This is a genomic window from Aquabacterium sp. (genome assembly GCF_016234775.1).
Lineage (GTDB): Bacteria > Pseudomonadota > Gammaproteobacteria > Burkholderiales > Burkholderiaceae_C > Aquabacterium.
Window position 1 is genome coordinate 14,463 of record NZ_JACRAH010000009.1, and the last position, 23,167, is coordinate 37,629.

Sequence of the window (23,167 nt, forward strand, 5' to 3'; positions counted from 1 at the left end):
TGGGTCAGCGGCCCGACACGATGGCGGCAGGAATGGCGTCAAGTGGCAGCTCACGCTCCACGCCGCCCAGCTTCATGGCCTCCCTGGGCATGCCGTAGACCACGCAGCTGTCTTCATCCTGGCCCAGGGTGCGCGCACCAGCCTCGCGCATCTCCTTGAGGCCGCGCGCACCATCGTCGCCCATGCCGGTCATGATCACGCCCAGCGCGTTACGGCCGGCTGAGCGGGCCACGGATCGGAACAACACGTCGACAGAGGGGCGGTGGCGGCTGACCGGGGGGCCGTCCACCACGGCCACGCGGTACTGCGCGCCGTTGCGCTCCAGCACGAGATGGCGCCCGCCAGGGGCGATCAAGGCCAGGCCGGTGTGAACGCGGTCGCCATGCACGGCTTCGCGTACTTCGATGTCGCATACCTTGTTGAGCCGCTGCGCGAAGGCCGCCGTGAAGGCCTCCGGCATGTGCTGCACGATGACCATGCCGGGGCTGTCCACCGGCAGGGCGCTCAGCACTTGCTCCAGCGCCTGCGTGCCGCCGGTGGATGTGCCCAGGGCCACCACCCGGTCTGTGGTTTCGCTCATGGCGCGTGTCGGGCTGCCGACCTGCGAGGGGAGCACGGCATCGGCTGACAGCTTGGCCGGCGCGGGGGCCAGGCGGGCTCCGCCCGTCATGCGCCTGACACGGGCATGTGCCGCTGCCTTGACGACGGCGACCAGATCGTCGGATTCTTCCAGCAGGTATTGCTTCAGGTTGGCTTTGGGCTTGGCCACGATGCTCACCGCACCGGCGGCCATGGCCTGCATGGTGGTTTCTGCGCCTTGCGTGGTCAGGGTCGAGCAGATGACCACCGGGGTCGGGCGTTCCGCCATGATCTTGCGCAGGAAGGTCAGCCCATCCATGCGGGGCATCTCCACATCCAGCACGATCACGTCCGGCCATTCCTTGGCCATGCGGTCCATCGCAAAGACAGGATCCGCTGCGGCCCCGATCACGTTGATGGCGCGATCGGCCGACAGGCGTTGTGTCATCACCTGCCTGACAACCGCAGAGTCGTCCACGATCAGGACGCGTATGGGTTTGCTCATCGGTCAGGCTTCAAAGTTGGAGAAGTCATGCATCCTCACCGAGGTGGACTCGTCATGCTTGCGCTGGCTTGGTGCGGGTCTGGATGACGCTGGCGTGCGTGAGGCGCCTGCGTGCGTGGCGGCGCGGGCCGTGCGGTGGGTGGCGCGAGTGGTGGCTGTGGCTTTTGGCGCGGACACGTGGTGCCCCTCCGTGATGAAGAAGTTCATCAGCTCCTGAAGCTGCTCTGCCTGTCCGCTCATTTCCTCGGCTGTGGCGGCCAGTTCTTCCGACGAGCTGGAACTTTCTTGCGTGAGTTGCGACAATTGGGTCACGGCGGTGTTGATCTGGCCAATGCCGGCGGCTTGTTCATTGGATGCCGAAGCGATCTCCTGCACCAGGTCCGAGGTCTTGGAGATCGAGGGCACGATGGTATCGAGCAAGTGCCCCGCACGCTCTGCCAGTGACACGCTGGCTTTGGCCACTTCACCGATCTCCTGTGCGGCTTCCTGGCTGCGCTCGGCCAGTTTGCGCACTTCATCAGCCACCACGGCAAAGCCCTTGCCATGTTCTCCGGCGCGGGCTGCTTCGATGGCCGCGTTCAGAGCCAGCAGATTGGTCTGATAGGCGATGTCATCGACGATACCGATCTTGTCGGCAATGGTCTTCATGGCGGTGACCGTGTCCTTCACCGCCTGCCCGCCTTCCAGCGCTTCCTTGGCTGCCTTGGTCGACAGGCTCTCCGTGACCTTGGCGTTATCGGCATTTTGCTGAACGGAGCTGGCGGCCTGCTCAATCGTTGCGGAGGTTTCTTCCACACTGGAGGCTTGCTCGGCGGCGCCCTGGCTGATGCTTTGTGCCGTGGCCGAAACCTGCTCGGCCGCCGCAGACAAGGCGTTCGACGAACTGCGTACGTCGCCGATGATGTGTGACAGGCGGTCGGTCATGCCCTTGATGGCGGCCAGCATGCTCGTGTTGTCACCAGGCTTGACCTCGACCTGGACGGTCAGGTCACCTTGCGCCACGCGGCTGACCACCTCGGCGGCGTAAGCAGGTTCACCGCCGAGCTGCTTGATCAGGCTGCGCGCGATGGCCCAGCCAATCAGGCTGATCGTGATCAGCGTCACCCCGGACACGATCAAGGAGATGGTATTGGCGGTTTGCTGGATGGTCGTGGCTTCATCGGCACCATGTTGGCCTATTTCCATGTTGTACTGGCGGTGTTCATTGAACACGGTGATCATCCTGGCGATCAGCGCCTGATTGGCATTCATGTGCTCGACAGCTGCATCTTGCTTGCCTTCGTCGTCGTACCTGGTCGCTACCGCCCGCATGGACATGAAATCGGCCACGGCTGCCCGGTCTGCGACCAGCATGGCCTTGTCCTTCTCGTCCGTGACCAGGGGTTCGTACCGCTTCAGGGCATCTTCCAGCTTGGCCATGCTGTCGGCCACCACTTTGTCGTTGTCGAGGTTATGCGCCTTGTCGTTGTCGGCAATGCGTCGCCAGGTTCTCACGCGGATATTCGCTGCGGCGTCGGACGCTTCGGCGATCAGCAGCAAGCTGGGCACCACGTTGACGTTGGCGAAGTTGGCGCCGTCATACACCTTGCTCATCTGGACGCGGGCTACGCCGGCCAGAACGGTGATGCCGATCACGGCTGACAACACCAGCAGGCTGAACTTCTGTGCAACGGTCAGTGATTTCATGTTGACGTCCTCGGTTTTGGCTTGATGGCGCAGGGTGCGCCTTGTGGTGGGCGGGGAGAGGTTTCGCGTGTCAGTTCGGGCGTTTGAAATAAATGGACGGCTTGATCAGCTGAAGCTGGTCCGTCACGCCATGCAGGCTCTCGGAGTGGCTGATGATGAAATGGCCGCCCGGGCGCAGCAGCGGCAGCATGCGTGCCACCACCTCGCGCTTGGTCTCCATCGAAAAGTAGATCATCACGTTGCGCAGAAAGATCACGTCGAAGCGCGGCATGTCGGGCAGGGGCGCACACAGGTTGATCGATTCGAAGCGAACCCGCTCGCGCAAGGGGCGGTCAATCAGGAAGCGACCTTCCTGGCTGCCGATGCCCTTGAGGCAGTACTTCGCGCGCAGTGGCTTGGGGATGTCGCCGGCATCTTCCATCGGGTAGAGCGCCTGCTGGGCCGTGTGCAGCACGCGGGAGCTGATGTCGGAGGCCAGGATGTCAAACCGCATGTGCCCAAGAGACTCAGCCAGCGTCATGGCGATCGTGTAGGGCTCCTCACCTGTGGAGCTGGCGCCGCACCAGATGCGAACGGGTCCCTGGTTGCGCAAGGTTGGCGCGATGGTGTTGGCCAGAAAATCGAAGTGCTTGGGCTCGCGAAAGAAATAGGTTTCGTTGGTGGTCAGCAGGTCGAGCGCCATCTGACGTTCGGCCTGGTCGCTCTGAATCAGCTTGAAGTAGTCGCCATAGCTGTCCAGTGCATGCTGCCCGAGGCGCTTGGCCAGTCGCCCGCTCACCAGCGGTTTTTTGGCTTCGGTGAGGTTGATGCCTGCCAGGTCGAACATCAGCTCACGAAAGCTCTTGAACTCCTTGTCGGTCAACGTGGGCATCATCCTGATCTACCCCGCTGTGACTTGAGCTTCGTTGCTCGTGGTGATGCCGTTGAGCACCGAGATCTCATCCACAGACAAGACCTTGCCCAGATCCAGCAGGATCACGAAGTTGTTGTTGATCTTGGCCATGCCATCGATGAAGTCGGCGCGGATGCGGGTGCCGAAGCTCGGTGGGGGCTCGATGCTCGCGCTGTCGATCTGGCGCACCGCGCTGACCGCGTCCACGACGATACCCAGCACATGCGTGTCCTCATCGGACTGGACTTCCAGGATCACGATGCAGGTTCGGCGAGAGATCTCGGTGCGGGCCCGTCCGAAACGGGCATTGAGATCGATCACCGGCACGACGGCGCCGCGCAGGTTGATGACGCCGCGTATGAAGGACGGCATCATCGGCACCGAGGTGAGGTTGCCGTATTCGATGATCTCCCTCACTCGCAAGGTGCCCACTGCGAACAGCTCTTTGCCCAGGCTGAAGATGAGGTACTGGCTGATCATGCCGGGCTTGCCGTCAGCTTGAGACTTCAAGGGTGCGGTCGATGTGGCTGTGCTCATGGATTAGTCCTCGAACTTGACGAACTCTTGCGTGTTCACCGGGGTGTTGTCGTGCTTGCGTTTGCCGATTTGAGGCTGGCGTGCAGGCGATCCTGAAGACCTGGCCGAGCGCGCAATGCGGTTGATGGCCTGTGAGGCGCTGACGGCCGGGCCTGGCTGCGCTTCTGTCTTGAAGAAGTTCATCAGCTCCTGCAATTGCTCTGCCTGGCTGCTCATTTCCTCGGCGGTGGCCGCGAGCTCTTCAGACGAGCTGGAGTTCTCCTGCGTGAGCTGCGACAGTTGCGTCACGGCGGTATTGATCTGCCCGATGCCCGACGACTGTTCGTCGGACGCGGAGGCAATTTCCTGCACCAGATCGGATGTCTTGGCGATCGTGGGCACGATGGCATCCAGCAGGTCTCCTGCCCGTTCGGCCAGGGCCACGCTGGACTTGGCCACTTCGCCGATTTCCTGTGCGGCCTCCTGGCTGCGCTCGGCCAGCTTGCGGACCTCGTCGGCCACCACGGCAAAGCCCTTGCCGTGCTCACCTGCACGGGCGGCTTCGATGGCGGCATTCAGGGCCAGCAGGTTGGTCTGGTAGGCGATGTCGTCCACGATGCTGATCTTGTCGGCAATGGTCTTCATGGCCACCACGGTGTCTTTCACCGCCTGGCCGCCTTCCGTGGCTTCCTTGGAGGCCTTGCCCGACATGCCTTCGGTCACCTTGGCGTTGTCGGCGTTTTGTTGCACCGAGCTGGTCATCTGCTCGATCGAGGCGGAGGTTTCTTCCACACTGGAGGCTTGCTCGCTGGCGCCCTGGCTGATGCTTTGGGCGGTGGCCGACACCTGCTCTGCCGCGACCGACAGAGCGTCAGACGCTGTGCGAACCTCACCAATGATCTGGGAGAGTTTGACGGCCATCGCCTTGACGGCCGCCAGCATGCTGCTGTTGTCGCCCGGCGCCAGCTGCACGTCCACCGTCAAGTCACCGTTGGACACCTTGTTCACGATCTCGCTGACGTAGGCGGGCTCACCACCCAGCTGGCGCAGGATGCTGCGGGTGATCCAGGCGCCGATCAGGCCGAGGATGACCAGCGCCACAGCGGCACATGTCAGCATGAACATCTTCGCGGAGGCCACCTGGGCGTCGCCTTCCTTGACCGCTTCGTCGCCCACCTTGACGTTCAGGTCGACGATCTTGTCCAGGGTGACTTCCGCCTTGTCGAACAAGGGCTCGGCATGGGCGCTGCGCTGGTAGAACTCGGTGAACAGGGCCTTCTGGCGTGCGGCATCTGTGTTGGCGCTCAGCGTCGCGATGGTTTCGGTGATCTTCGCGTCGGCGGCCTTCCAGTCAGTCCAATCTTTGACAAACTGCTTCCACAGCACCTCCTCTTCGGGCGTTTGAGGCAGAGGTGCGTAGAGCTTCCAGCCATCCTCGGCGCGCTTCCACACGGTGTCCTTTTCTTTCAAGCTTTCGGCAAACTTGGCTTGAGCCTGATTGTCGTTTTCATAGAAGGCCACCAGCCGGTTGGCCGCCGTGATGGCCGTCTGGGCCTCGTTGATCATTTCAAGGCCCAGCACGGAGGGCAGGCGCACTTTGCCCACCTCCGACAGGGAGCCCGCGGTTTTGACCAGACCGCTCCAGCCGACGGCGCCGACCATGGCCAGGGCCAGCAAGGCGACGGCGAGCAAGCTGATCAGCTTGGCCTTCAGTGACAGGTTGTTCATGATGTGAGTGACCTTTCCAGGTGCTTGACGTTGTGAGTGGCGCTGCGAGCTCAATGGGCTTCGTGCAGCGCAGGGTGTCGAGCGTGGAAATGCCTGGGCTGGAAGCCCGCCTCGCTCTCTTGGGTCACTTGCGTGACCAGGTTGGGAACATCCAGCAGCAGGGCCACGGCCCCGTTGCCCAGGATCGTGAAGCCGCCGACGCCGCGGACGTGCTGGAAGACCTTTCCAAGTGGCTTGATGACCGTCTGCAATTCGCCCATCAACTGATCGACGACCAGGCCGACGCGCTTGCCGCCGCCCTTGACCACCACCACGTTCTGGCGGCGGCCAGGTTCTCCTTCGATGTCATACAGTTCGCGCAGGCGCACCAGGGGCAGCACCTCGCCACGCAGATCCAGCCAGTCGCTGCCCGCAGTCTGCTGGCGAGACATCTCGATGCACTCCACCACCATGCTCAGCGGCACCACATAGGACGACTTGCCCACACCCAGCAGGAAGCCGTCGATGATGGCCAGCGTCAGCGGCAAACGGATGCACACGGTGGTGCCCACGCCTTCGGTGCTGCGCAGGTCGATCGAGCCGCGCAGCGCCAGAATGCTGCGCTTGACCACATCCATGCCCACGCCGCGCCCGGAGAGGTTGCTGACCTGCTCGGCCGTCGAGAACCCGGGCTGGAAGACCAGGTCGTAGATGTCCTTGTCGCTCAGTGCGGCATCGGGGGCCACCAGGCCGCGTTCGATGCCTTTGCGCAGGATGCGGTCCTTGCTCAGGCCGCCTCCATCGTCGCTGACTTCGATCACCACCTGGCCCGCTTCGTGTTTGGCGTGCAGGCTGACCGTACCTTGAACGGGTTTGCCGGACTGGGCGCGGCGTTCGGCGGATTCGATGCCGTGATCCATGGCGTTGCGCACCAGGTGGGTCAGGGGATCGGCCAGTTTCTCCACGACGGTCTTGTCGAGCTCCGTCTCGGCACCCGTGATCTTCAGGGCGATGTCCTTGCCCAGTTCCTGGCTGACGTCGCGCACCACCCGTTGAAAGCGGTTGAAGGTGCCCGCGATCTGGACCATGCGCAGGTTCAGGGCCGAGTCCCGCACCTCTTCCATCAGCCGGCTCACGGCCGAGGTGGCTTGGGTGAGGTCCTTGATCTTGTGCTTGCGGGCGATCAGGTGGGCCCCGGCGCCCGCGATGATCAACTCACCGACCAGGTCGATCAGGTGGTCCAGCTTGCTGGCATCTACGCGCAACAGATTGGTGTCGCCCTGTCGCGTGGACTCGCGTGCCTTGCTTTGCTTGACCAGTGCGGCATCCACGACTGACGGGTGCACCTGGGCACGGTCGATCAATATTTGCCCCAGGGGCTCGACGGGGCGGCCTTCATGCCCCGATACGGTCTGCTCGTCCAGTGCGGCATCCAGTTCGGCGCGCGTCAGGGTGCCGCAGCGAATCAGGATCTCGCCCAGGCGCAGTTCCGATTCGGGCAGGGCGGCGATCAGGTCGGTGTATTCGCTGATCTTGCTGCGTGGCGGCAGTATGCGGATCTGGCTGTCATCCCGCACGAACTCGAATGCGCCTTCAATGGCGGCCTTGTCCGCCTGGCTGCGCAAGCTGATCTCGAAACCCAGATGGCACTCATCGGGATCCAGGTCTGACAGCGCGGGCACGTTTTCGGTGAGCGTGACGATGTGCACGATCTCGCCCAGGGTGGTGAGAAAGCGCACGAAGCTCAAAGGGTCGAATCCCTCGCGCATGGTGTCCCTGCCGAATCGCAGCGAGATGTGCCAGTTGTCGGTATCGACCATGGCGCCGGGCGATTCGCTGCGTTCTGTCTGTTCGTCAGTCCGTGATGCGGTGGGGGGCTCGGCCTTGCCCGATGCGCTGCCGCCTGCCTGCAGCACCGCTTCGAGCTTGACTGTCAGCGCTGCGCCGCGTTGGGCGCAGGCCTCGTCAGGCTCATGGCCTTTGGCGATGAGTTCGACCAGCGAGTGAATGTGGTCACCCACCGACAGAAACAGGTTGGCCAGCGCGCCGTCGAACCGGATCAAGCCTCGGCGAACATCGTCCAGCACGTTCTCTGCCACGTGCGTGAAGGCCACGATGTCGTTGAGGCCGAAGATGCCGGCGGAGCCTTTGATCGTGTGGGCCGCACGGAAGATGGCGTTGATGGTCTCGGCATCGTCCGGTTGCTGCTCGATGAACAGCAGGGCCTCTTCCATGCGGTCGAGCAGTTCCTTGCTCTCCGTGATGAAGGCCTGAAGTGCTTCGTCAAGTTTCATGCGGTCTGCTCCGGGTGCCCGTCAGGAACGGTGGCAAATTCGTGGGTGAGATCCATCAGGGCCAGCGCGTGCGCCACCTGCGGTGCCATCGAGTTCAGGCTGATGCTTGTGCCGTTCTGGCGGGCTTCTCGCTGTGTGGCCAGCAGGAGCTGGATGCCTGCACCATCGATCTCGGACACCTCGCTGAGGTCGATCTGCAGCGGGCTGCCGTCGCTCAAGGCGGCCAGCAGGCGGGCTTTCAAGTCGTGCACGGCATACACCGTGAGCTCGCCCTCGACCTTTACGGGCGTGCTCATGGCATCACCAGCTTGGACACCACGCTCAGCAATTGAGGTGGCAGGAAGGGCTTGACGATCCAGGCTTTGGCACCAGCGGCCTTGCCCTTTTCCTTCTTGTCATCACCGGCTTCCGTGGTCAGCATGACCACCGGCGTGTACTTGTAGGCGGGCATCTGCTTCATGGCGGTGACGAAGCCGAAACCATCCAGGTTGGGCATGTTCACATCGCTGATGACCAGGTGGTACTTGCGGCCATCCAGCTTGGTCAGCGCCTGTTTGCCGTCTTCGGCTTCAATCACGTCAAAGCCTGCGCCACTGAGGGCAATGCGAACAGCGGTTCGCAGTGAAGACGAGTCATCGACGACCAGAATGGTTTTGCTCATGATGGTGCAGCTCCCTTGTCAGAAAAAAGTGGTGTCGCCGTCGTCGGCCGAACTGGTCGCCGGGATCAAGTCCGCCAGCTCGATCGGACGCCCCTCGTGCGCGGCCTGTTCTTCTGGCGTGGTGTAGGTGCTACGCAGCTGTGCCAGCCATTGCTCGGCTGAGGCGCTGGCCGCCGGGGGCGCGCTGTCGTTCACGCCCAGGGTGCGCAGCAACTGCTCCTGGTTGTCGCTGGTGTGCTGCAGGATCTGGCTGATGCGATCCTGGGCCTGCACGGCCACGAGCACCTGGTCAATTTCGTTTCGGATGGCCTGGCTCTCGGTCAGCAGGCTTTGCGTGTTGCTCATCACGTCGGTGGCCGTGCTGTGAATGCGTTGCACGACACCTTCGATGGTTTGCGAGGCCTGGTCCATCAGCGCCTTGTCGTGCTTGGTGAACGATTCGTAGCTGTGGCGTGCGCGGTCGATGGCCTCGCTGACCTGGGCGATGACCGAGGTGATGCGCTCACCCGTCTGGCCGGATTCCAGCGACAGGAGTCGCACTTCCTTGGCCACCACCGCAAAGCCCCGGCCGCTTTCACCTGCGCGTGCCGCTTCAATGGCCGCGTTGATGGACAGCAGGTTGGTTTGCCTGGCGATGGCGCCCACTTCTGCGGCCATGCTCTGGAGTTGCCCCACGAACTGGGTGACGGTCACGACCTCATTGAGCAACTGGCTGCGTACCTCCAGGGCGTCGCGCAAGTCATGCAGCAGGCCCGTGAGTTGTGATTGCGCATCCGTGAGGGCGTGATGCAGTCCGCCGTCCTGGCCGCCTTGAGAGGCACGGTCCATGGTGTCGCACAGCCGTTGGGACATGCCCGCAAAACGCTGCGTCAGCACGTCCATGGCGTGTGAGAGTTGTTGCCTGGCGGCGTGCAGATGCCTTGACCAGATGGGCAGCACCGCACCACACAGGGATGGCAGATGGTCCTGGGGCTGGTGGGCGTGGCTCGCGGGCTTCACTTGCTGCTGTCGGCGTGTCAACCACGAACTCAGCGGGCCACAAATCAGCGTGGCCAGTGTGGCGAATGCCAAACAGATTGGCCAAACCCATGCCGGCGCGGCCAAACTGATGTGAATGCACAAGGTACCCAGCGTGGCAACAGACAGCCCCTGCCACAAGGGTGATGAGGGCGTCGAGCCTTCATCGGTGGGGGAAATCACCCCAGCTGCCAGTTCCATGGTTTTGCTCCTGCGAATAGGCGTAGGCAGCTATTCGTCCAAAAGCGCATGCACCTTGATGAGGCGCAACGTGCTTTTGAGCAATATTTCATGGAGTCATCAGCATGCACGTCTCAAGTTGACGATTGCACGTGTGACAACTCCATCATGGGTGGCAGCAAGTGAGTGGGGCTTGATTTCTAGAGTGATAACTCCATATATGTGCTTATGACAGCTTATCGGATCACACAAATGTTTTGTTAAGTCATTTATGTGATCGGTGGCGTTTCGTGCAGGTATATGTGATGAATGGCGCATTTTGCTGAGGATGCTGCCTGTGCTTTAATCTGCTGATCATTGTTTTTCCCATGCGGTTATGCTTCCCAAATCACTAGCGCTCATTGATGACGACAAAGAGTACGCGGAGTTCCTGGCGCAGTATCTGCAGGAGCAGGGCGTGCGTGTGGTTGTGTTCTCTGACAGCAATGATCTGTTGGTGCATGCAGACCCTTACGGCTACCAGTTCTATCTGGTTGACCTCATGCTGCCTGGCATCGATGGCGTCGATCTGATCAAGCTGTTGCGCCGACGGACCACGGCTGGTCTGGTGGTGGTGTCCGGTCGCCTGGCACCCGATGTCTTCAAGGACGTCATCAGTGCCGGTGCGGACATGTACCTGACCAAGCCGGTGCAGTTCGAACAGGTCGCCTTGGCCATCAAGGCGGTTCATCGCCGGATCAACAGCAACGGGCAGATATCCGCGGAGTGGCGACTTGAGCGGCGCACTGGCCAGTTGGTGGCACCAGACGGCGCACGGGTGGACCTGAGCGACATCGACCAGACGCTGATGGAGTGTTTCGTGGAGGCCGGCGGTGAGGTGGTCAGCCGGGACACCCTGCGCCAACGCATTGGCAAAAGCGATGACAACGAGACCACGGATGGGCTCAATGCGACCATCTACCGCTTGCGTCGCTGCATTGAGCGTGCGACGCCCTTGCTGGTGCCCTTGCAGTCCAAGTCCAGGGTGGGCTATGTGTTCCGTGCGCCTTTGACGGCGGCTTGATCGATCAAGCCTGACAGGTTGGTCAGTGGCTGGGTGCCTGAACCATGGTCAGTCGCATTGTGGTGCCTGATTGCCCCTGGACGAGCAGGTTCACCTGCCCGCCGTGGAGTTCCATCACCCGTCGAACGATGTAGAGCCCCAGCCCATGGCCAGGCTGGCTGTGGTGGTGGTCGTGCGCGCCCCGCTCAAACAGGTGCGGCAGCACGTCCGGCGCTACGCCCGGGCCTTCATCGATCACGTCGATGACGAGTGCCAGCGGCGCATCCGAGTCGCTGACCCGGATGGTAATGGGGGCATCCGGCGGGCTGAATTTCAGGGCATTGGACAGCAGGTTGCGCAGCGCCAGTCGCATCAAGCTCATGTCCATGGAGACGGTGCGGGTGGAGGTCAGCCGCTCGATGTGGATGCGGGCCTGTTCTTCCGCCGGCATGTCGGCCACGGCAACGCCGATCAGTGTGTCGACATCCGCATCCTGCCGCGCGATGGGGGCCGACTGGGCCAGCAAGGCGGCGACGGCCAGGGTGTTGTCGATGTTGGCCATGACCTGATTCATGACCTTCTGGGCGCGTGCCACCCTTTGTGTGGCAGCCACGTCATTGAGGCTTGAGAGGCTGGCTTTGGCGCTTTGCAGCGCGGCCGATGCATTGTTGAGGGGTTGCCTCACTTCATGCGCGAGCACGTCCAGCATTTCGCTGCGTTCCTTGAGCAGGCGATCGAGCTCCGCCACCTGCTGCTCGATGCGCTGCCGCATGGACTGCTCCTGTCGCAGTTCGGCCTCCTTGGTGCGTTGTTCGGTGATGTCCTGTACGGCCCCGAACATGCGCACCGGCAGCCCGCCTTCGAAGGCCACCTCGCAGAAACAGCGCACCCAGGCTCGACGCCCCGTGGCTGTGATGACGGGGAACTCGGCTTCCCACGGCTTGCCGCTCTGCGTGCCTGAGGCCACCATGGCGTTGAGCCAGTCGCGGGCTTCCGGATCGACAAACTGGCGCGCTTCTTCGCGCGTGGGTTGATAGCCTGGTGGCAGATCGTAGATGCGACACACCTGATCCGACCATTTCACGGCATTGGTGCGCAGGTCCACTTCCCAGCCACCCACACTGGCCATGCGCCCGGTCTGGTCCAGAAAGGCCTCGCTGGCACGCAAGGCAGCCTCGGTTTCCTTGAGTTTGGTGACCTCTGTGACCTGGACCAGAAAGCCTTGCACTTGTCCATCGACGATGTCGGGCAGGTAGCTGGCCAGGCTGTGCCTTTGCACGCCGTCCGGGCCCGGCACGATGCGCTCGAACTGCTGCTCCTGGCCCGCCAGGGCGCCCCTTATATAGGCCTCGTTGAGTGCGAACAGCTTGGCCCCCAGCAGATCCTCCATGCGGATGCCGATGATCTGCTCGGGCGTGCGGCCGAACCAGACCTTGTAGGCCTTGTTGGCAAAGCGGCAGCGCAGATCCTTGTCCCAGTAGGCCAGCATGGAGGGTACGTGGTCCACCAGGCGGCGCATGTAGTAGCTGATGTCGCTGCTTTGACTTGGGCTGTTGTTGCGCATGCTCAGTCCGCGTAAGGATCCTCGAAGCCCAGCGCGGCCATGATCTCGCGTTCTTGCGCTTCCATGGCTTCGGCGTCCTTCTTTTTCATGTGATCCCAACCTTGCGCGTGCAAGGCACCGTGCACCAGCATATGCGCGTAGTGGGCTTCCAGTGTCTTGCCCTGCTCTCGGGCTTCGCGCTCAATGACAGGGGCGCAGATGATCAGGTCGGCCATGACCACCGGTTCGATCGCATAGTCGAAGGTCAGCACATTGGTGGCGTAGTTCTTCTTGCGGAAGTCCTTGTTCAGCGCGCGGCCTTCTTCTTCACCGACGATGCGCACCGCGAATTCGGCATCGGTGTCGAGCGCGGCTTTCAGCCAGCGGGCCACCTTGTGGCGGGCCAGGGTGTCGCGGTGGCTTTTGTCTGCGAACTGCAGGCTCAGGCTGAGGGTCGGTTTCATGCGTCTTGCCGTGATGTGTCGGTTGTCTTGTTGCCGCGCGTGGCCTGACGGGGTTCGATCTCGCTGGCCTGGGCTGCGTCGTAGGCCTCTACGATGCGGGCGACCAGCGGATGGCGCACGACGTCTGCGGACGTAAAGCGGGTGAAGGCCACGCCCTTGACCCGTTTGAGGATGCGCTCTGCCTCGATCAAGCCGCTCTTGGCCCCTTTGGGCAGGTCGATCTGGCTGACATCGCCCGTGACCACGGCGCGGGCACCAAAGCCGATGCGGGTGAGGAACATCTTCATCTGCTCGGGCGTGGTGTTCTGCGCCTCGTCCAGGATCACGAAAGCGTGGTTGAGCGTGCGCCCGCGCATGAAAGCCAACGGTGCGATCTCGATCAGGCCCTTCTCGAAAGCCTTGGTGACGCGGTCAAAACCCATCAGGTCGTACAGGGCGTCATACAGCGGGCGCAAGTAGGGGTCGACCTTTTGCGTCAGGTCGCCAGGCAGGAAGCCCAGGCGCTCACCGGCTTCTACTGCGGGGCGGGTCAGCACGATGCGCTGCACGGCACTGCGCTCCAGGGCATCCACCGCGCAGGCCACCGCCAGAAAGGTTTTGCCCGTGCCGGCCGGGCCGATGCCGAAGCTCAGGTCGTGCGACAGGATGTTGCGCAGGTACTGGACCTGGTTGGGCGTGCGGCCGTGCAGGTCGGCGCGGCGGGTGTGCAGGGTGGGGCCGTCGGCTTCTTCGTCGGGCAGCGCCTGCACCTCGTCGGCCGATTTGGGCTGGCGGGCCCGCTGCTGACTGGCCAGGCTGGAGGTGATGGCCAGTTGCACCATTTCGGCGCTGATGGGCTTGGCGCTGCGCGCGTACAGCGCATCCAGCAATTCGACCACCTGTTGGGGGACGCCCCGGGCCCCTTCGACGCGGAATTGCTCGCCGCGCCGCGTCATCGTCACGCCAAAAGCGGCCTCGATGGTGCGCAGGTGTTCATCCAGCGGACCGCACAAGTGGGCCAGTCGGGTGTTGTCAGGGGGGGAAAAGCTGTGCCGCAGTTGCATGAAAGCCCCGGTAGGGAGAGAAAGCATGCAAATTGTCGCCTGCCCGAGGCTTCACCATGTGACATATATTGCGAAAATCGGAGAGTCTTCGCACACATGGTGTGTGCGACGGGCTTTGGAGTCTTCCTTGAGCAAATTGCATCGTTGGTGGCAGTCCTGGGCCCAAAGGTCATCGTCTGCCGATTCGGATACCGACGGCGAAGGTGGTCCATCGGGTACGGTCGGGCGCTCGCCTGCCCAGGTTCGTCGTTTGTGGCTGTTGTTGGGGCTGGGCCTGATCCTGGCCTTGGTGGTGGCCTACGTCATGGTCGCCCTGAACCGGGAAACCGTTCGACTGAGCCGTCCATCCACCATCGTGGCAGCCATGGCGGCAGAAAGCTCAGTCCAGTCACTCGATCAGGCTTGGTCAGTGCGCAGCAACGCCAACCAGTTTCCCGCCGGGCAGACTGGGCATTTGCAGAGCCTGCCTGACGAGTGGGCCAAGACGCAGATTGGCTACCAGGGCGCCGTCTGGTATCGCTTCAACTTTGATGCCAACAAGCTGCCCGCGCCGGATCAGGTCATGGCGGTCTACATCGAGCGTGCCTGCTCCAACGTGGAGGCGCATCTCAATGGCCAGTTGCTCTACCGTGGTGGCCGCATGACCGAACCTTATGCGCGCAACTGCTATCGCTCGCACGTCATCCCGTTGCCGACCTTCCTGCTGCGCGAGGCACACAACCAGTTGGACATCAAGGTGGCGGGTTATCCCATCAACCGCGTGACGGCGCGGCAACGTGCCGGCGGGCTGGCCGCCGTGAGCATCGGGCCGCTGCAGGAAATCCGCGAACTGTATGAGCAACAGGAGTTCTGGACGACCACCGTGTCTCAGGTGCTGGGCGGCATCCTGGCTGTGCTGGGCGTGTTTGCCCTGGGCCTGGCCTGGGTGCGCCGGCTCGATTACCTGCTGTACTTCGGGTTCCTGACCATCGGCTGGTCGATGATGACCGGGCGGATGTGGCTCAGCGATGTGGCGGTGCCCAATGCGGGCGTCGAGGTGCTGATTGCCATGATGTTCGCGCCCATGACGGCCTTTGCCATTAAATTCCTGCTGGGCTATGCCGGGCAGAGCATGGGGGCGGTCAACCGTGGCGCACGCAAGCGCCAGCTCAACGCCGTGCTGTGGGCCCAGTGCGTGCTGTTTCCCATCAGCCTGTTGGCCATGGGCACGGACCGTCTCTTCATGGGTGCCCGCATCTGGTACGTGCTGTTTGCGCTGGAGCTGTTCGTGACGATCGGCTTCTTCCTGTGGGTGGCAGGCAAGAAGCGCCGCACCGAGTTCTGGCTGATGAGCGCCGCCCTGGGTGTGGTGGCCGCAGTGCTGGGCATCGAGCTGACATTCCAGAGCGGCTTGGTCAAGTTGTGGGGCGTACACATCACCCACTTCGTGATGCCGCTGCTGTATGCGGCGGTGGCGGTGCGTTTGATTCAGGTTTACGCCCGCGCGCTGCAGACCGCTGAGGGTGCCCGCAAGCAACTGGAGCGCCGCGTGCAGGAAATCAGTGGCGAGATCGAGCGCAACTTCAACCAGATAGCCGAACTGCGCGTCGAGCAGATCGCCGAGAAGGAGCGCAAGCGCATCGCGGCCGACCTGCACGATGACCTGGGCGCCAAACTGCTGACCATCGTGCACACCAGTGACAACGACCGCATCTCCACCCTGGCGCGTGAAGCGCTGGAAGAAATGCGCCTGTCCGTGCGTGGCCTGACCGGCAAGCCCATGGTGCTGTCCGACGCCCTGGCCGACTGGCGGGCCGAAGTGGTGTCCCGTCTGGGGCAGGCGGGCATCGAATGCGAGTGGCGCAACCCCAATGACATCATCGAAGAGCCACTTTCGTCACGTACTTATGTGCAGACCACGCGTATCCTGAGGGAGGCGGTCAGCAATGTGATCAAGCACAGTGGTGCCTCGCATGTGGTGATCTCGGCCGAGGTGCACCTGGAGCACCACGATTTCGTGCTGGTCATTCAGGACAACGGCAAGGGCATTCCGATGGAGTTGGACGGTCGCCTGGACCGTGGCCACGGCATGACCAGCATGAAGCACCGTGCCAAGCAGTTGAGCGGCCAGTGTCTGGTCGAATCGGGGCCGGGTTTTGGCACCGTGATCCGTTTGACCCTGCCATTGGAAATCGCCACCATGCAACAAGTCTTGCCAACATCGCTCTCGGGAAGCCCCGGCGCTGCTAGCATGCGAAATATTGCGCGTGGACACTGATCCCAGCGTTCCTAGTTTGAAGTGAGGCCCGTCCACCATGAAGCAAATCCTTTTACTTGAAGACCTGCCCGAAATCCGCGTGTGGCTCAAGACCCTCGCGCTTCAGGTGTTCCCCGGTGCCCAGATCAGCGAGGCCTCGCGTATTCATGACGCGCTGGAGTTGGTCAACGCGGTGCGCTTTGACGTCGCCATGGTCGACCTGGGTCTGCCAGACGGCTCCGGCGTCGAGGTGGTGCAGGCCTTGCGCGAAAAGCAGCCCGATGTGCAGTCCGTGGTCGTGACCATTCACGATGACGACGATCACCTCTTCCCCGCCCTGCAGGCCGGCGCCTTCGGCTACCTGCTCAAAGAGCAGTCGCGCGAGCAACTGGCCGAGCAGTTGCACCGCATCAGCCAGGGTGAGCCCCCGCTGTCGCCCTCGATTGCCCGTCGCGTGATCCAGTACTTCACCGCACAAGCACGTCAGCAGCCCATCCAGCCCGATACCGTGACGCCGCACGTGCAGCTCACCGATCGCGAAAACGAAGTGCTGTTGCGCGTGGCCAAGGGCTTCACGCTGCCCGAAATCGGCCAGCAGCTGAACCTGTCGCGCCACACGATCGCCGACTACGTCAAGCAGATCTACCGCAAGCTCAATGTGTCCTCGCGTGCCGAGGCCGCGCTGGAAGCCCAGCGTCTGGGTTTGTTCCGCCGTTAAGTCTTGTAGATGATTGCTCGCCTGACCGGGCTGCTGGCCGAAAAGCAGCCGCCCTTTGTACTGGTCGACGTCAATGGCGTCGGCTACGAAGTGCAGGTGCCCATGAGCACCTTCTACAACTTGCCTGAACTGGGCGCCAAGGTTACCTTGCTGACCCAGTTCATCGTGCGTGAAGATGCGCAACTGCTGTTTGGCTTCCTGACGGCTGCCGAGCGCGAATCCTTCCGTGAGCTGATCAAGATCAGCGGCGTGGGCCCGCGCATCGCCTTGGCACTGTTGTCGGGCTTGAGTTCCAGCGAACTGGCGCAGGCGGTGGCCGCACAAGACACCACGCGCCTGGTCAAGGTGCCGGGCATCGGCAAGAAGACGGCCGAGCGCTTGTTGCTCGAACTCAAGGGTAAGTTGGCGCCCGCGCTGGCCACTCCCGGTTTTGCCGCCGTGAGCGATAGCCAGGCTGACATCCTGCAGGCCCTGATCGCCCTGGGTTATTCCGACAAGGAAGCGCAGGCTGCCTTGAAAGCCTTGCCGCCCGACGTGTCGGTCAGCGAGGGCATCAAGCAAGCCCTGAAATCCCTGGCTCGCTGAGCCTGGTGGGCCCCCCGATTCAGGGCATCATAGGCGGCTTGAGTGGCCTTGCAATTTTCCTGATCTGAACGGCATGACTTCCTGGCTTTTCGACGGCGCTGGTCGACGCGCCCTGCAACAAACAGCGCTGTTGGCGATGGGGCTTTTCGGGGGGGGATCCCTGATGGCGATGACCTCGGTCAAGCCCCCGCCCAAGCCCGCAGCCAAGGCGGTGCCTGTGCATGACACGGCGCAAGCGTTTTGTCAGGACATGGCCAGGCGTTTGCCCAATCTGCCCCTCGCCGTGTGCGCCAAGGCCCAGTTGATGCCCATTGCTGCGCGTTCGGCGCAAGGGCGCCCCTTGTTCCAGCGTGATGTGATTTCCAGCAATGCCCACCTGCGCGTGCTGGTCATCGGCGGCATCCATGGTGATGAACTCTCGTCGACTTCATTGGTCATGCACTGGATTGCGGCCGCAGGTGAGACGCCTTCCAACATCCATTGGCGTTTCATCCCGCTGATGAACCCGGACGGCATGTTGCTGGACAAGCCCACGCGCACCAACTCGCGCGGGGTCGACCTCAATCGTAACTTCCCGACCCCGAACTGGGACAAGGAAGCGCCGATGTACTGGAACCAGCGCACGCAGAAAGACCCACGCCGCTACCCTGGGCCGAAGGCGTTGTCCGAGCCCGAATCCAAGTGGCTGTTTGACGAGATGGAGCGCTGGAAGCCCAATCTGATCGTGTCAGTGCATGCGCCCTATGGTGTGCTGGACTTTGACGGTCCCACCTCGCCGCCTCAGCGGCTGGGGCGGCTGTATCTGGATCAGGTCGGCATCTTTCCTGGCAGCCTGGGCAACTATGGCGGGGTGCACAAGAAGGTGCCGGTGGTGACCATCGAGCTGCCCAGCGCATTGCGCACCCCTCAGGAGGCAGAGATCCGCCAGATGTGGCTGGATCTGCTGCGCTGGACCGCCGAGCGCCTGGGCGCCGGTTGAGCCTCAGGGCGGCGATCAGCGCGTGGGCGGTGCCGCTTGTGCGCTGGGCAGGGCCGCCAGGATCTGCAGCAGCCGGTTGATCTGCAGCGGCTTGACCAGGTAATGGCTGAAGCCCGTTTGCAGCGCCTTGGCGATGTGATCGGGCAGGGCGTCCGCACTCAGTGCAATCAGTGGCAGCTTCTTGAAGTCAGGCTGGGCACGCAGGCGGCGGCAGAGATCGAGGCCGGAGCCATCGGGCAGGTTGATGTCCACCAGGGCCACGTCGGGGTGGGTGGCTTCGATGCTGGCCATGCCTTCCGCCGCCGTTTCGGCCGAGTAGAGCCTGACTTGCGGATAGGCTGCAAACATGGCTTCCACCAGGCTGCGGTTCAGCGCGTTGTCCTCGATGTGCACCACGCGCAGCGGTGGCAGCGACACGGCGGGCTCGTTGCTGCCGCGGTTCACGGTGGAGCGCAGGTTGCCGGGGCCTTCAGCCAGTGGCAGCCTCAGGGCAAACACGCTGCCCTTGCCCAGGGTACTGGTGACATCGATGCGGCCGTGCATCAGTTCGGCCAGGCGTTGCGACACCGCCAGACCCAGTCCGTTGCCGGAGGGTTTGCCGGGTGCCGTGTCAAAGCGCATGAAGGGCTGGAACAGGCGGGGCAGGTCGTTCTGCTCGATGCCGAAGCCCTGGTCGCGCACTTCGATGATGCCCACGCGGTCATCCTGCGAGATCTTGCCTTGCAGCCAGATGGTCGATCCCTGCGGACTGAACTTGATGGCATTGCTCATCAGGTTCAGGAGGATGGCGCGGGTGTGTTGCGGGTCGGCCCAGACAGCGGGGCACTGGCTGTCCACCACCACGGTGATGTCCTGCGCCAGGGCGTCGTCTTCCAGGGCGGCCCGCACTTCGCGCAGCAGCACCGACAGCTCCACACGTTGCGGGCGAATGCCCAGCGGCTTGTCGTCCAGCTTGGCGTATTCCAGGGCCTGATCCAGCAGCGACAGCAACTGCTGCCCAGCCGTGTGGATGTGGCCGATCTGGCGGCGTTGCGCTTCGGGCAACTGCGTGTCGTTGGCCATGTCCAGCAGCTGCGTGAAGCCCAGGATGGCGTTGAGCGGCGAGCGCATGCTGTGGCTCATGCGGGAGAGGAACTCGACCTTGGTGGCCAGGGCCACTTCGGCTTCCAGGCGCTTGGCGTGTTCGTTGTCCGCGCGGCGGCGATCGCTGATGTCGGTCAGGACCTCGATGTAGCGGTTGATCTGGCCGTCGGGCCCGTGCACAGGTTGCACCGAGCGCGAAACCCAGAAGGGCTCGCCATCCTTGCGGTGGTGGCAGACCTCCAGCCGTTCGACGCTGCCGCCTTGGGCCAGCACCTGGTTGATGCGGGTGATGGTGGCGGGGTCGGTGTGCGGGCCGCTGAGCAGCTCCTCCGGCAACTGGCCGTGGCACTCGGTCAGCGAAAAACCCGTCAGGCGGGTGAAGGCCGGGTTGACCCAGCTGATGCAGCGCTGGGCATCGCAGATCAGGATCGCATCGGTGACCCGGTCTGCCACCAGCGCCAGCTCCTGGTTGGTGGCCTGTGAGCGTTGCAAGGCAGCCTGCAGCTGGCGCATGACCTGCCCTTGCTGCTCGAAAGCGTCGTGGCGGAGCTGGAGTTCGTCGAGAAGGCGTTGTGCGTCGTCTGCCATGGTGTCGGAAACGCCCACGGGTAGTGAGCGGCGTACGTTGGCGGGGCGCCATGTGGCCGTGTCGGCCAGTCCGGCGGGAGGGAAGAGGGGGGTGTCTTCAGAAGAGGCTGAGCGGATGTCAGGCATGGCGATTCTCCTCACGTCGTGACCCATCGTCTTGTTCGCTTTCGGGCTTGAAGCAAGCCTGCGCCGACGACCAGATACAAGCTCGGTTTCAGCGCCTGGGAATGTGCAGTGTAGGCACTTCTGACAGCTTTGACCATGTAGAGGGCCTAGTGTTTACGATGTCGTTGTGAACTGCACGACGCATTAACCGGCCGGCCAATGCCTGGGGCATGCGCTACATTCGACCAATCGCGGCGGATATCGCTGCAGCAGTCATTTGTGATGAGGTCATGGGTCTCTCGCGCATTTACTTTTTGTCAGCGCTGATGCTGTTGCTCACGGGCTGCAGCAGCCTCTTGCCGCGCGGCAGCACGGAGAGCCAGTCCGGCTTTGGCACTTTTGAGGAGGCGCGCGATGCCATTGAGCGCGTCAAACCCTACGAAACCACCGTGGCGCAGCTCAAGGAACTGGGCTTTGATGTGCTGGCCTCGGCCAATGTGCGTCTGATTCCTTATCCGGAAGTGGTGGCCCGCCTGGCGCCCAATCCCAGTGTGCCGCTGGCCATGCTGGATCCCGGTATCCGCGATTGCATCGAGGCGCGGCAACTGTGTCGTGCCTATGAATTCAGTTTTGGTCGCCAGAACAGCCACCGCGAGGGCAGCTTCTGGGCCGATTTCCTCAACTTTCGTCGCCGCACGGAGATCAGCGGCTGGAAGTTCCAGGGACTGATCGTGGCCAGGGATGGCGTGGTGCTGTTTCGCAACCATGGTGGCGAGCCTCAGATCAAGCAGACGGAGCGCCACTCCAATCCGCTGGGGCCTCTGCAGCCTGCTGGCGAAGCCGCTGGCGCCCTGATCAAACGTTGAGCCACGCGACGACTTGACCCTTCAACCCATCGGGCTGCGACCTTGCGGTAATCTGCTGGCCGGATTCAACCTTCCGCCACTTTCAGCCACGGTGCCAACATGACGTCTGTTTACGATTTTGAAGCGCAAACCATCACCGGTGAATCCGTCAAGCTGGACCAGTACCGGGGCAAGGTGCTCCTGATCGTCAATACGGCCAGCAAGTGCGGCTTCACGCCTCAGTTTGAGGGGCTGGAGAAGCTGTGGAAAGACCATGGCGCCAAGGGCCTGGCGGTGGTGGGCTTCCCGTGCAACCAGTTCGGCTCGCAGGATCCGGGTGCCGACAGCGACATCGCCTCGTTCTGCCAGCTCAACTATGGTGTGAGCTTCCCGATGATGGCCAAGATCGACGTCAATGGCCCCAAGGCCCACCCGCTGTACCAGTGGCTGGTCAAGGAGGCGCCCGGCATCCTGGGCACCAAGTCCATCAAGTGGAACTTCACCAAGTTCCTCATCGGCCGTGATGGCCGCGTGCTGGGGCGCTATGCCCCTACCGATACGCCCAAGGGCTTGCTGGCCGACATCGAAAAGGCCTTGGCCGTCGGGTGAGATTGACCCGGACAGGGTGGGTCATCAAGGGCTTTCTCGCCCGTCACGCAGCCTTTGGCGCGGCCAGAATCGAGGCCCGCGCGGCCAGGGAGACTTGGCCCTGACATGGGTCTGTTCACTTAAGGAGGGCTCTGGTGCAAGGTGACGTCGTTTCCAGCGTGCTGTTGCCGTTGATTCTCGCTTTCATCATGTTTTCGCTTGGCCTGGGGCTCACGCTGGGCGACTTTAAGCGCATCCTGATGCAGCCCCGTGCCTTGGTGGTAGGTGTGCTTTGCCACTTCGTGCTGCTGCCGCTGGCCTGTTTCGGCATGCTCAAGCTGATGGGCATGGGGGGGCTTTTGCGGTTGGGTTCATGATCCTGGCGGCGTGCCCCACCGGCGCCACCTCCAACTTGCTGACCTACCTGGCTCGAGGGGATGTGGCCCTGGCGCTGAGTTTCACGGCGCTGGCCAGCGTGCTGACCATCTTCACCTTGCCTGTGATCGTGACGGCGGCGTTGGCTCACTTCATGGGCGCCGAGCGTCCGGTTGATGTCCCTGTTGGTTTCATGATGATGCAGGTGGCCGGTCTCATGGGGTTACCTGTGTCATTTGGCATGGTGGCACGCCACCGATGGGCGGCTTGGGCCAAGCGGTTCGAGCCGACTGCCACGCGCATTGCCACGGTGTTGTTCGTACTCATCCTTGTGATGGCCATGTTCAGGAACTGGGGCGTTGTGCAAAGCCATTTCATGTTGCTGGCACCCTTGTCCCTGGCCCTCAACTTGAGCATGCTCTGCTTGGGCTTTACCGTGGCCTGGTTGGCACGTCTTTCACGGAGTCAGTCCATCACCCTGGGCATCGAGACGGCGGTTCAAAATGCGGCGCTCTCCCTGGTGATCGCCAGTTCGGTACTGAAGAATACATGGCCATTCCTGGCGCTCTCTACGGCGTGATGATGTACATCGGCGGCTTGTTGTTTGCCTGGGCGATGCGTAGCTACGTGGCAAAGCCCATGGAACGACCGTAAATCACGAACGGTCGTTTTATTCCAGAAAACCCCGCTAAAGCGGACATTGGCCAGGTCGAAAGCGCATAGGTTGCGGATTGACCGCGTGTCCTTGTCTGGAGGTCTTATGCGTCGTTGGATGGGTGTGATGGGTGTTGCACTGACGGCTTTGCTGCTGTCGGCCTGCGGCGGTGGCGGGGATTCGAGCGCCTCTTCGGGCGGCGGCGGTGGTGGCGGTTCAACCGTCACGTCGTCCAACATCACCCTGCCCTCGTCGGTGCAGGTGGTCTCTGCCAACTGAGA

23 protein-coding genes are annotated in these 23,167 nt (G+C 62.6%); 10 read left to right on the plus strand and 13 right to left on the minus strand.

Annotation, left to right across the window (positions count from 1 at the left end; translation table 11 throughout):
- Positions 1-4: 4 nt before the first annotated feature.
- The 9 genes from HY836_RS03755 to HY836_RS03795 form a co-directional block, all read right to left on the minus strand.
- On the minus strand, positions 5-1,084 hold the full coding sequence (locus HY836_RS03755; RefSeq protein WP_290673732.1) for a chemotaxis response regulator protein-glutamate methylesterase: 1,080 nt from the start codon (positions 1,082-1,084) through the stop codon (positions 5-7).
- A gap of 3 nt (positions 1,085-1,087) precedes the next feature.
- The gene (locus HY836_RS03760; RefSeq protein ID WP_290673734.1) at positions 1,088-2,770 is read right to left on the minus strand and encodes a methyl-accepting chemotaxis protein; all 1,683 of its coding nucleotides are present in this window, start codon (positions 2,768-2,770) and stop codon (positions 1,088-1,090) included.
- Positions 2,771-2,840: 70 nt separating this feature from the next.
- A complete protein-coding gene (locus tag HY836_RS03765) occupies positions 2,841-3,641 on the minus strand; it encodes a CheR family methyltransferase (protein ID WP_290673736.1) in 801 nt (266 codons plus the stop codon).
- Positions 3,642-3,650: 9 nt separating this feature from the next.
- The gene (locus HY836_RS03770; RefSeq protein ID WP_290673738.1) at positions 3,651-4,199 is read right to left on the minus strand and encodes a chemotaxis protein CheW; all 549 of its coding nucleotides are present in this window, start codon (positions 4,197-4,199) and stop codon (positions 3,651-3,653) included.
- A 3-nt stretch (positions 4,200-4,202) separates the two neighbouring features.
- On the minus strand, positions 4,203-5,906 hold the full coding sequence (locus HY836_RS03775) for a methyl-accepting chemotaxis protein (RefSeq protein ID WP_290673740.1): 1,704 nt from the start codon (positions 5,904-5,906) through the stop codon (positions 4,203-4,205).
- A gap of 50 nt (positions 5,907-5,956) precedes the next feature.
- The gene (locus HY836_RS03780) at positions 5,957-8,179 is read right to left on the minus strand and encodes a chemotaxis protein CheA (protein WP_290673742.1); all 2,223 of its coding nucleotides are present in this window, start codon (positions 8,177-8,179) and stop codon (positions 5,957-5,959) included.
- Positions 8,176-8,475: an STAS domain-containing protein gene (locus HY836_RS03785; RefSeq protein WP_290673744.1), complete on the minus strand. Its 300-nt coding sequence runs from the start codon at positions 8,473-8,475 to the stop codon at positions 8,176-8,178. The genes HY836_RS03780 and HY836_RS03785 overlap by 4 nt, the downstream gene beginning before the upstream one ends.
- The gene (locus tag HY836_RS03790) at positions 8,472-8,840 is read right to left on the minus strand and encodes a response regulator (RefSeq protein ID WP_290673746.1); all 369 of its coding nucleotides are present in this window, start codon (positions 8,838-8,840) and stop codon (positions 8,472-8,474) included. Before HY836_RS03790 ends, HY836_RS03785 begins: the two co-directional genes overlap by 4 nt.
- An 18-nt stretch (positions 8,841-8,858) precedes the next feature.
- Positions 8,859-10,058 carry a methyl-accepting chemotaxis protein gene (locus HY836_RS03795; protein ID WP_290673748.1) on the minus strand — a complete coding sequence of 400 codons (1,200 nt, stop codon included), beginning with the start codon at positions 10,056-10,058 and terminating at the stop codon, positions 8,859-8,861.
- A 355-nt stretch (positions 10,059-10,413) separates the two neighbouring features.
- On the opposite strand from HY836_RS03795, the gene HY836_RS03800 reads away from it, so the two are divergent.
- Positions 10,414-11,100 (plus strand): response regulator transcription factor, encoded by a 687-nt coding sequence (locus tag HY836_RS03800; RefSeq protein ID WP_290673750.1) that lies wholly within the window; start codon positions 10,414-10,416, stop codon positions 11,098-11,100.
- A gap of 22 nt (positions 11,101-11,122) precedes the next feature.
- Here the strand turns inward: HY836_RS03800 and HY836_RS03805 are convergent, their stop codons facing one another.
- Genes HY836_RS03805 through HY836_RS03815 form a run of 3 tightly spaced genes read right to left on the minus strand, consistent with a single transcriptional unit; the run spans position 11,123 to position 14,129 of the window.
- Complete coding sequence (locus tag HY836_RS03805) at positions 11,123-12,643, minus strand: ATP-binding protein (RefSeq protein WP_290673752.1); 1,521 nt, start codon at positions 12,641-12,643, stop codon at positions 11,123-11,125.
- 2 nt (positions 12,644-12,645) lie between these two features.
- Entirely contained in the window at positions 12,646-13,086 is a 441-nt protein-coding gene (ybeY, locus tag HY836_RS03810; RefSeq protein WP_290673753.1) for an rRNA maturation RNase YbeY, read from the minus strand.
- On the minus strand, positions 13,083-14,129 hold the full coding sequence (locus HY836_RS03815; RefSeq protein WP_290673754.1) for a PhoH family protein: 1,047 nt from the start codon (positions 14,127-14,129) through the stop codon (positions 13,083-13,085). Before HY836_RS03815 ends, ybeY begins: the two co-directional genes overlap by 4 nt.
- Before the next feature lie 127 nt (positions 14,130-14,256).
- On the opposite strand from HY836_RS03815, the gene HY836_RS03820 reads away from it, so the two are divergent.
- From HY836_RS03820 to HY836_RS03835, 4 genes are all read left to right on the plus strand, one after another.
- Complete coding sequence (locus HY836_RS03820; RefSeq protein WP_290673755.1) at positions 14,257-16,386, plus strand: sensor histidine kinase; 2,130 nt, start codon at positions 14,257-14,259, stop codon at positions 16,384-16,386.
- A gap of 37 nt (positions 16,387-16,423) precedes the next feature.
- A complete protein-coding gene (locus HY836_RS03825) occupies positions 16,424-17,083 on the plus strand; it encodes a response regulator transcription factor (RefSeq protein ID WP_035037001.1) in 660 nt (219 codons plus the stop codon).
- 9 nt (positions 17,084-17,092) lie between these two features.
- Positions 17,093-17,668 (plus strand): Holliday junction branch migration protein RuvA, encoded by a 576-nt coding sequence (ruvA, locus tag HY836_RS03830; protein WP_290673757.1) that lies wholly within the window; start codon positions 17,093-17,095, stop codon positions 17,666-17,668.
- A gap of 73 nt (positions 17,669-17,741) precedes the next feature.
- Positions 17,742-18,647, plus strand: coding sequence for a M14 family zinc carboxypeptidase (locus HY836_RS03835; RefSeq protein WP_290673758.1), 906 nt, complete (start codon positions 17,742-17,744; stop codon positions 18,645-18,647).
- A 15-nt stretch (positions 18,648-18,662) separates the two neighbouring features.
- On the opposite strand, the gene HY836_RS03840 is transcribed toward HY836_RS03835, so the two are convergent.
- Positions 18,663-20,444, minus strand: a complete 1,782-nt coding sequence (locus HY836_RS03840) for an ATP-binding protein (RefSeq protein WP_290673759.1) — start codon at positions 20,442-20,444, stop codon at positions 18,663-18,665.
- 269 nt (positions 20,445-20,713) lie between these two features.
- Here HY836_RS03840 and HY836_RS03845 point away from each other — a divergent pair, with 269 nt between their 5' ends.
- From HY836_RS03845 to HY836_RS03865, 5 genes are all read left to right on the plus strand, one after another.
- The gene (locus HY836_RS03845) at positions 20,714-21,289 is read left to right on the plus strand and encodes a hypothetical protein (RefSeq protein ID WP_290673760.1); all 576 of its coding nucleotides are present in this window, start codon (positions 20,714-20,716) and stop codon (positions 21,287-21,289) included.
- Positions 21,290-21,388: 99 nt separating this feature from the next.
- Positions 21,389-21,877: a glutathione peroxidase gene (locus HY836_RS03850; RefSeq protein ID WP_290673761.1), complete on the plus strand. Its 489-nt coding sequence runs from the start codon at positions 21,389-21,391 to the stop codon at positions 21,875-21,877.
- Between the two features lie 134 nt (positions 21,878-22,011).
- Positions 22,012-22,233, plus strand: a complete 222-nt coding sequence (locus tag HY836_RS03855; RefSeq protein WP_290673762.1) for a hypothetical protein — start codon at positions 22,012-22,014, stop codon at positions 22,231-22,233.
- Entirely contained in the window at positions 22,230-22,811 is a 582-nt protein-coding gene (locus HY836_RS03860) for a bile acid:sodium symporter (RefSeq protein ID WP_290673763.1), read from the plus strand. The genes HY836_RS03855 and HY836_RS03860 overlap by 4 nt, the downstream gene beginning before the upstream one ends.
- Before the next feature lie 180 nt (positions 22,812-22,991).
- Complete coding sequence (locus HY836_RS03865) at positions 22,992-23,165, plus strand: hypothetical protein (RefSeq protein ID WP_290673764.1); 174 nt, start codon at positions 22,992-22,994, stop codon at positions 23,163-23,165.
- Positions 23,166-23,167 lie beyond the last annotated feature (2 nt).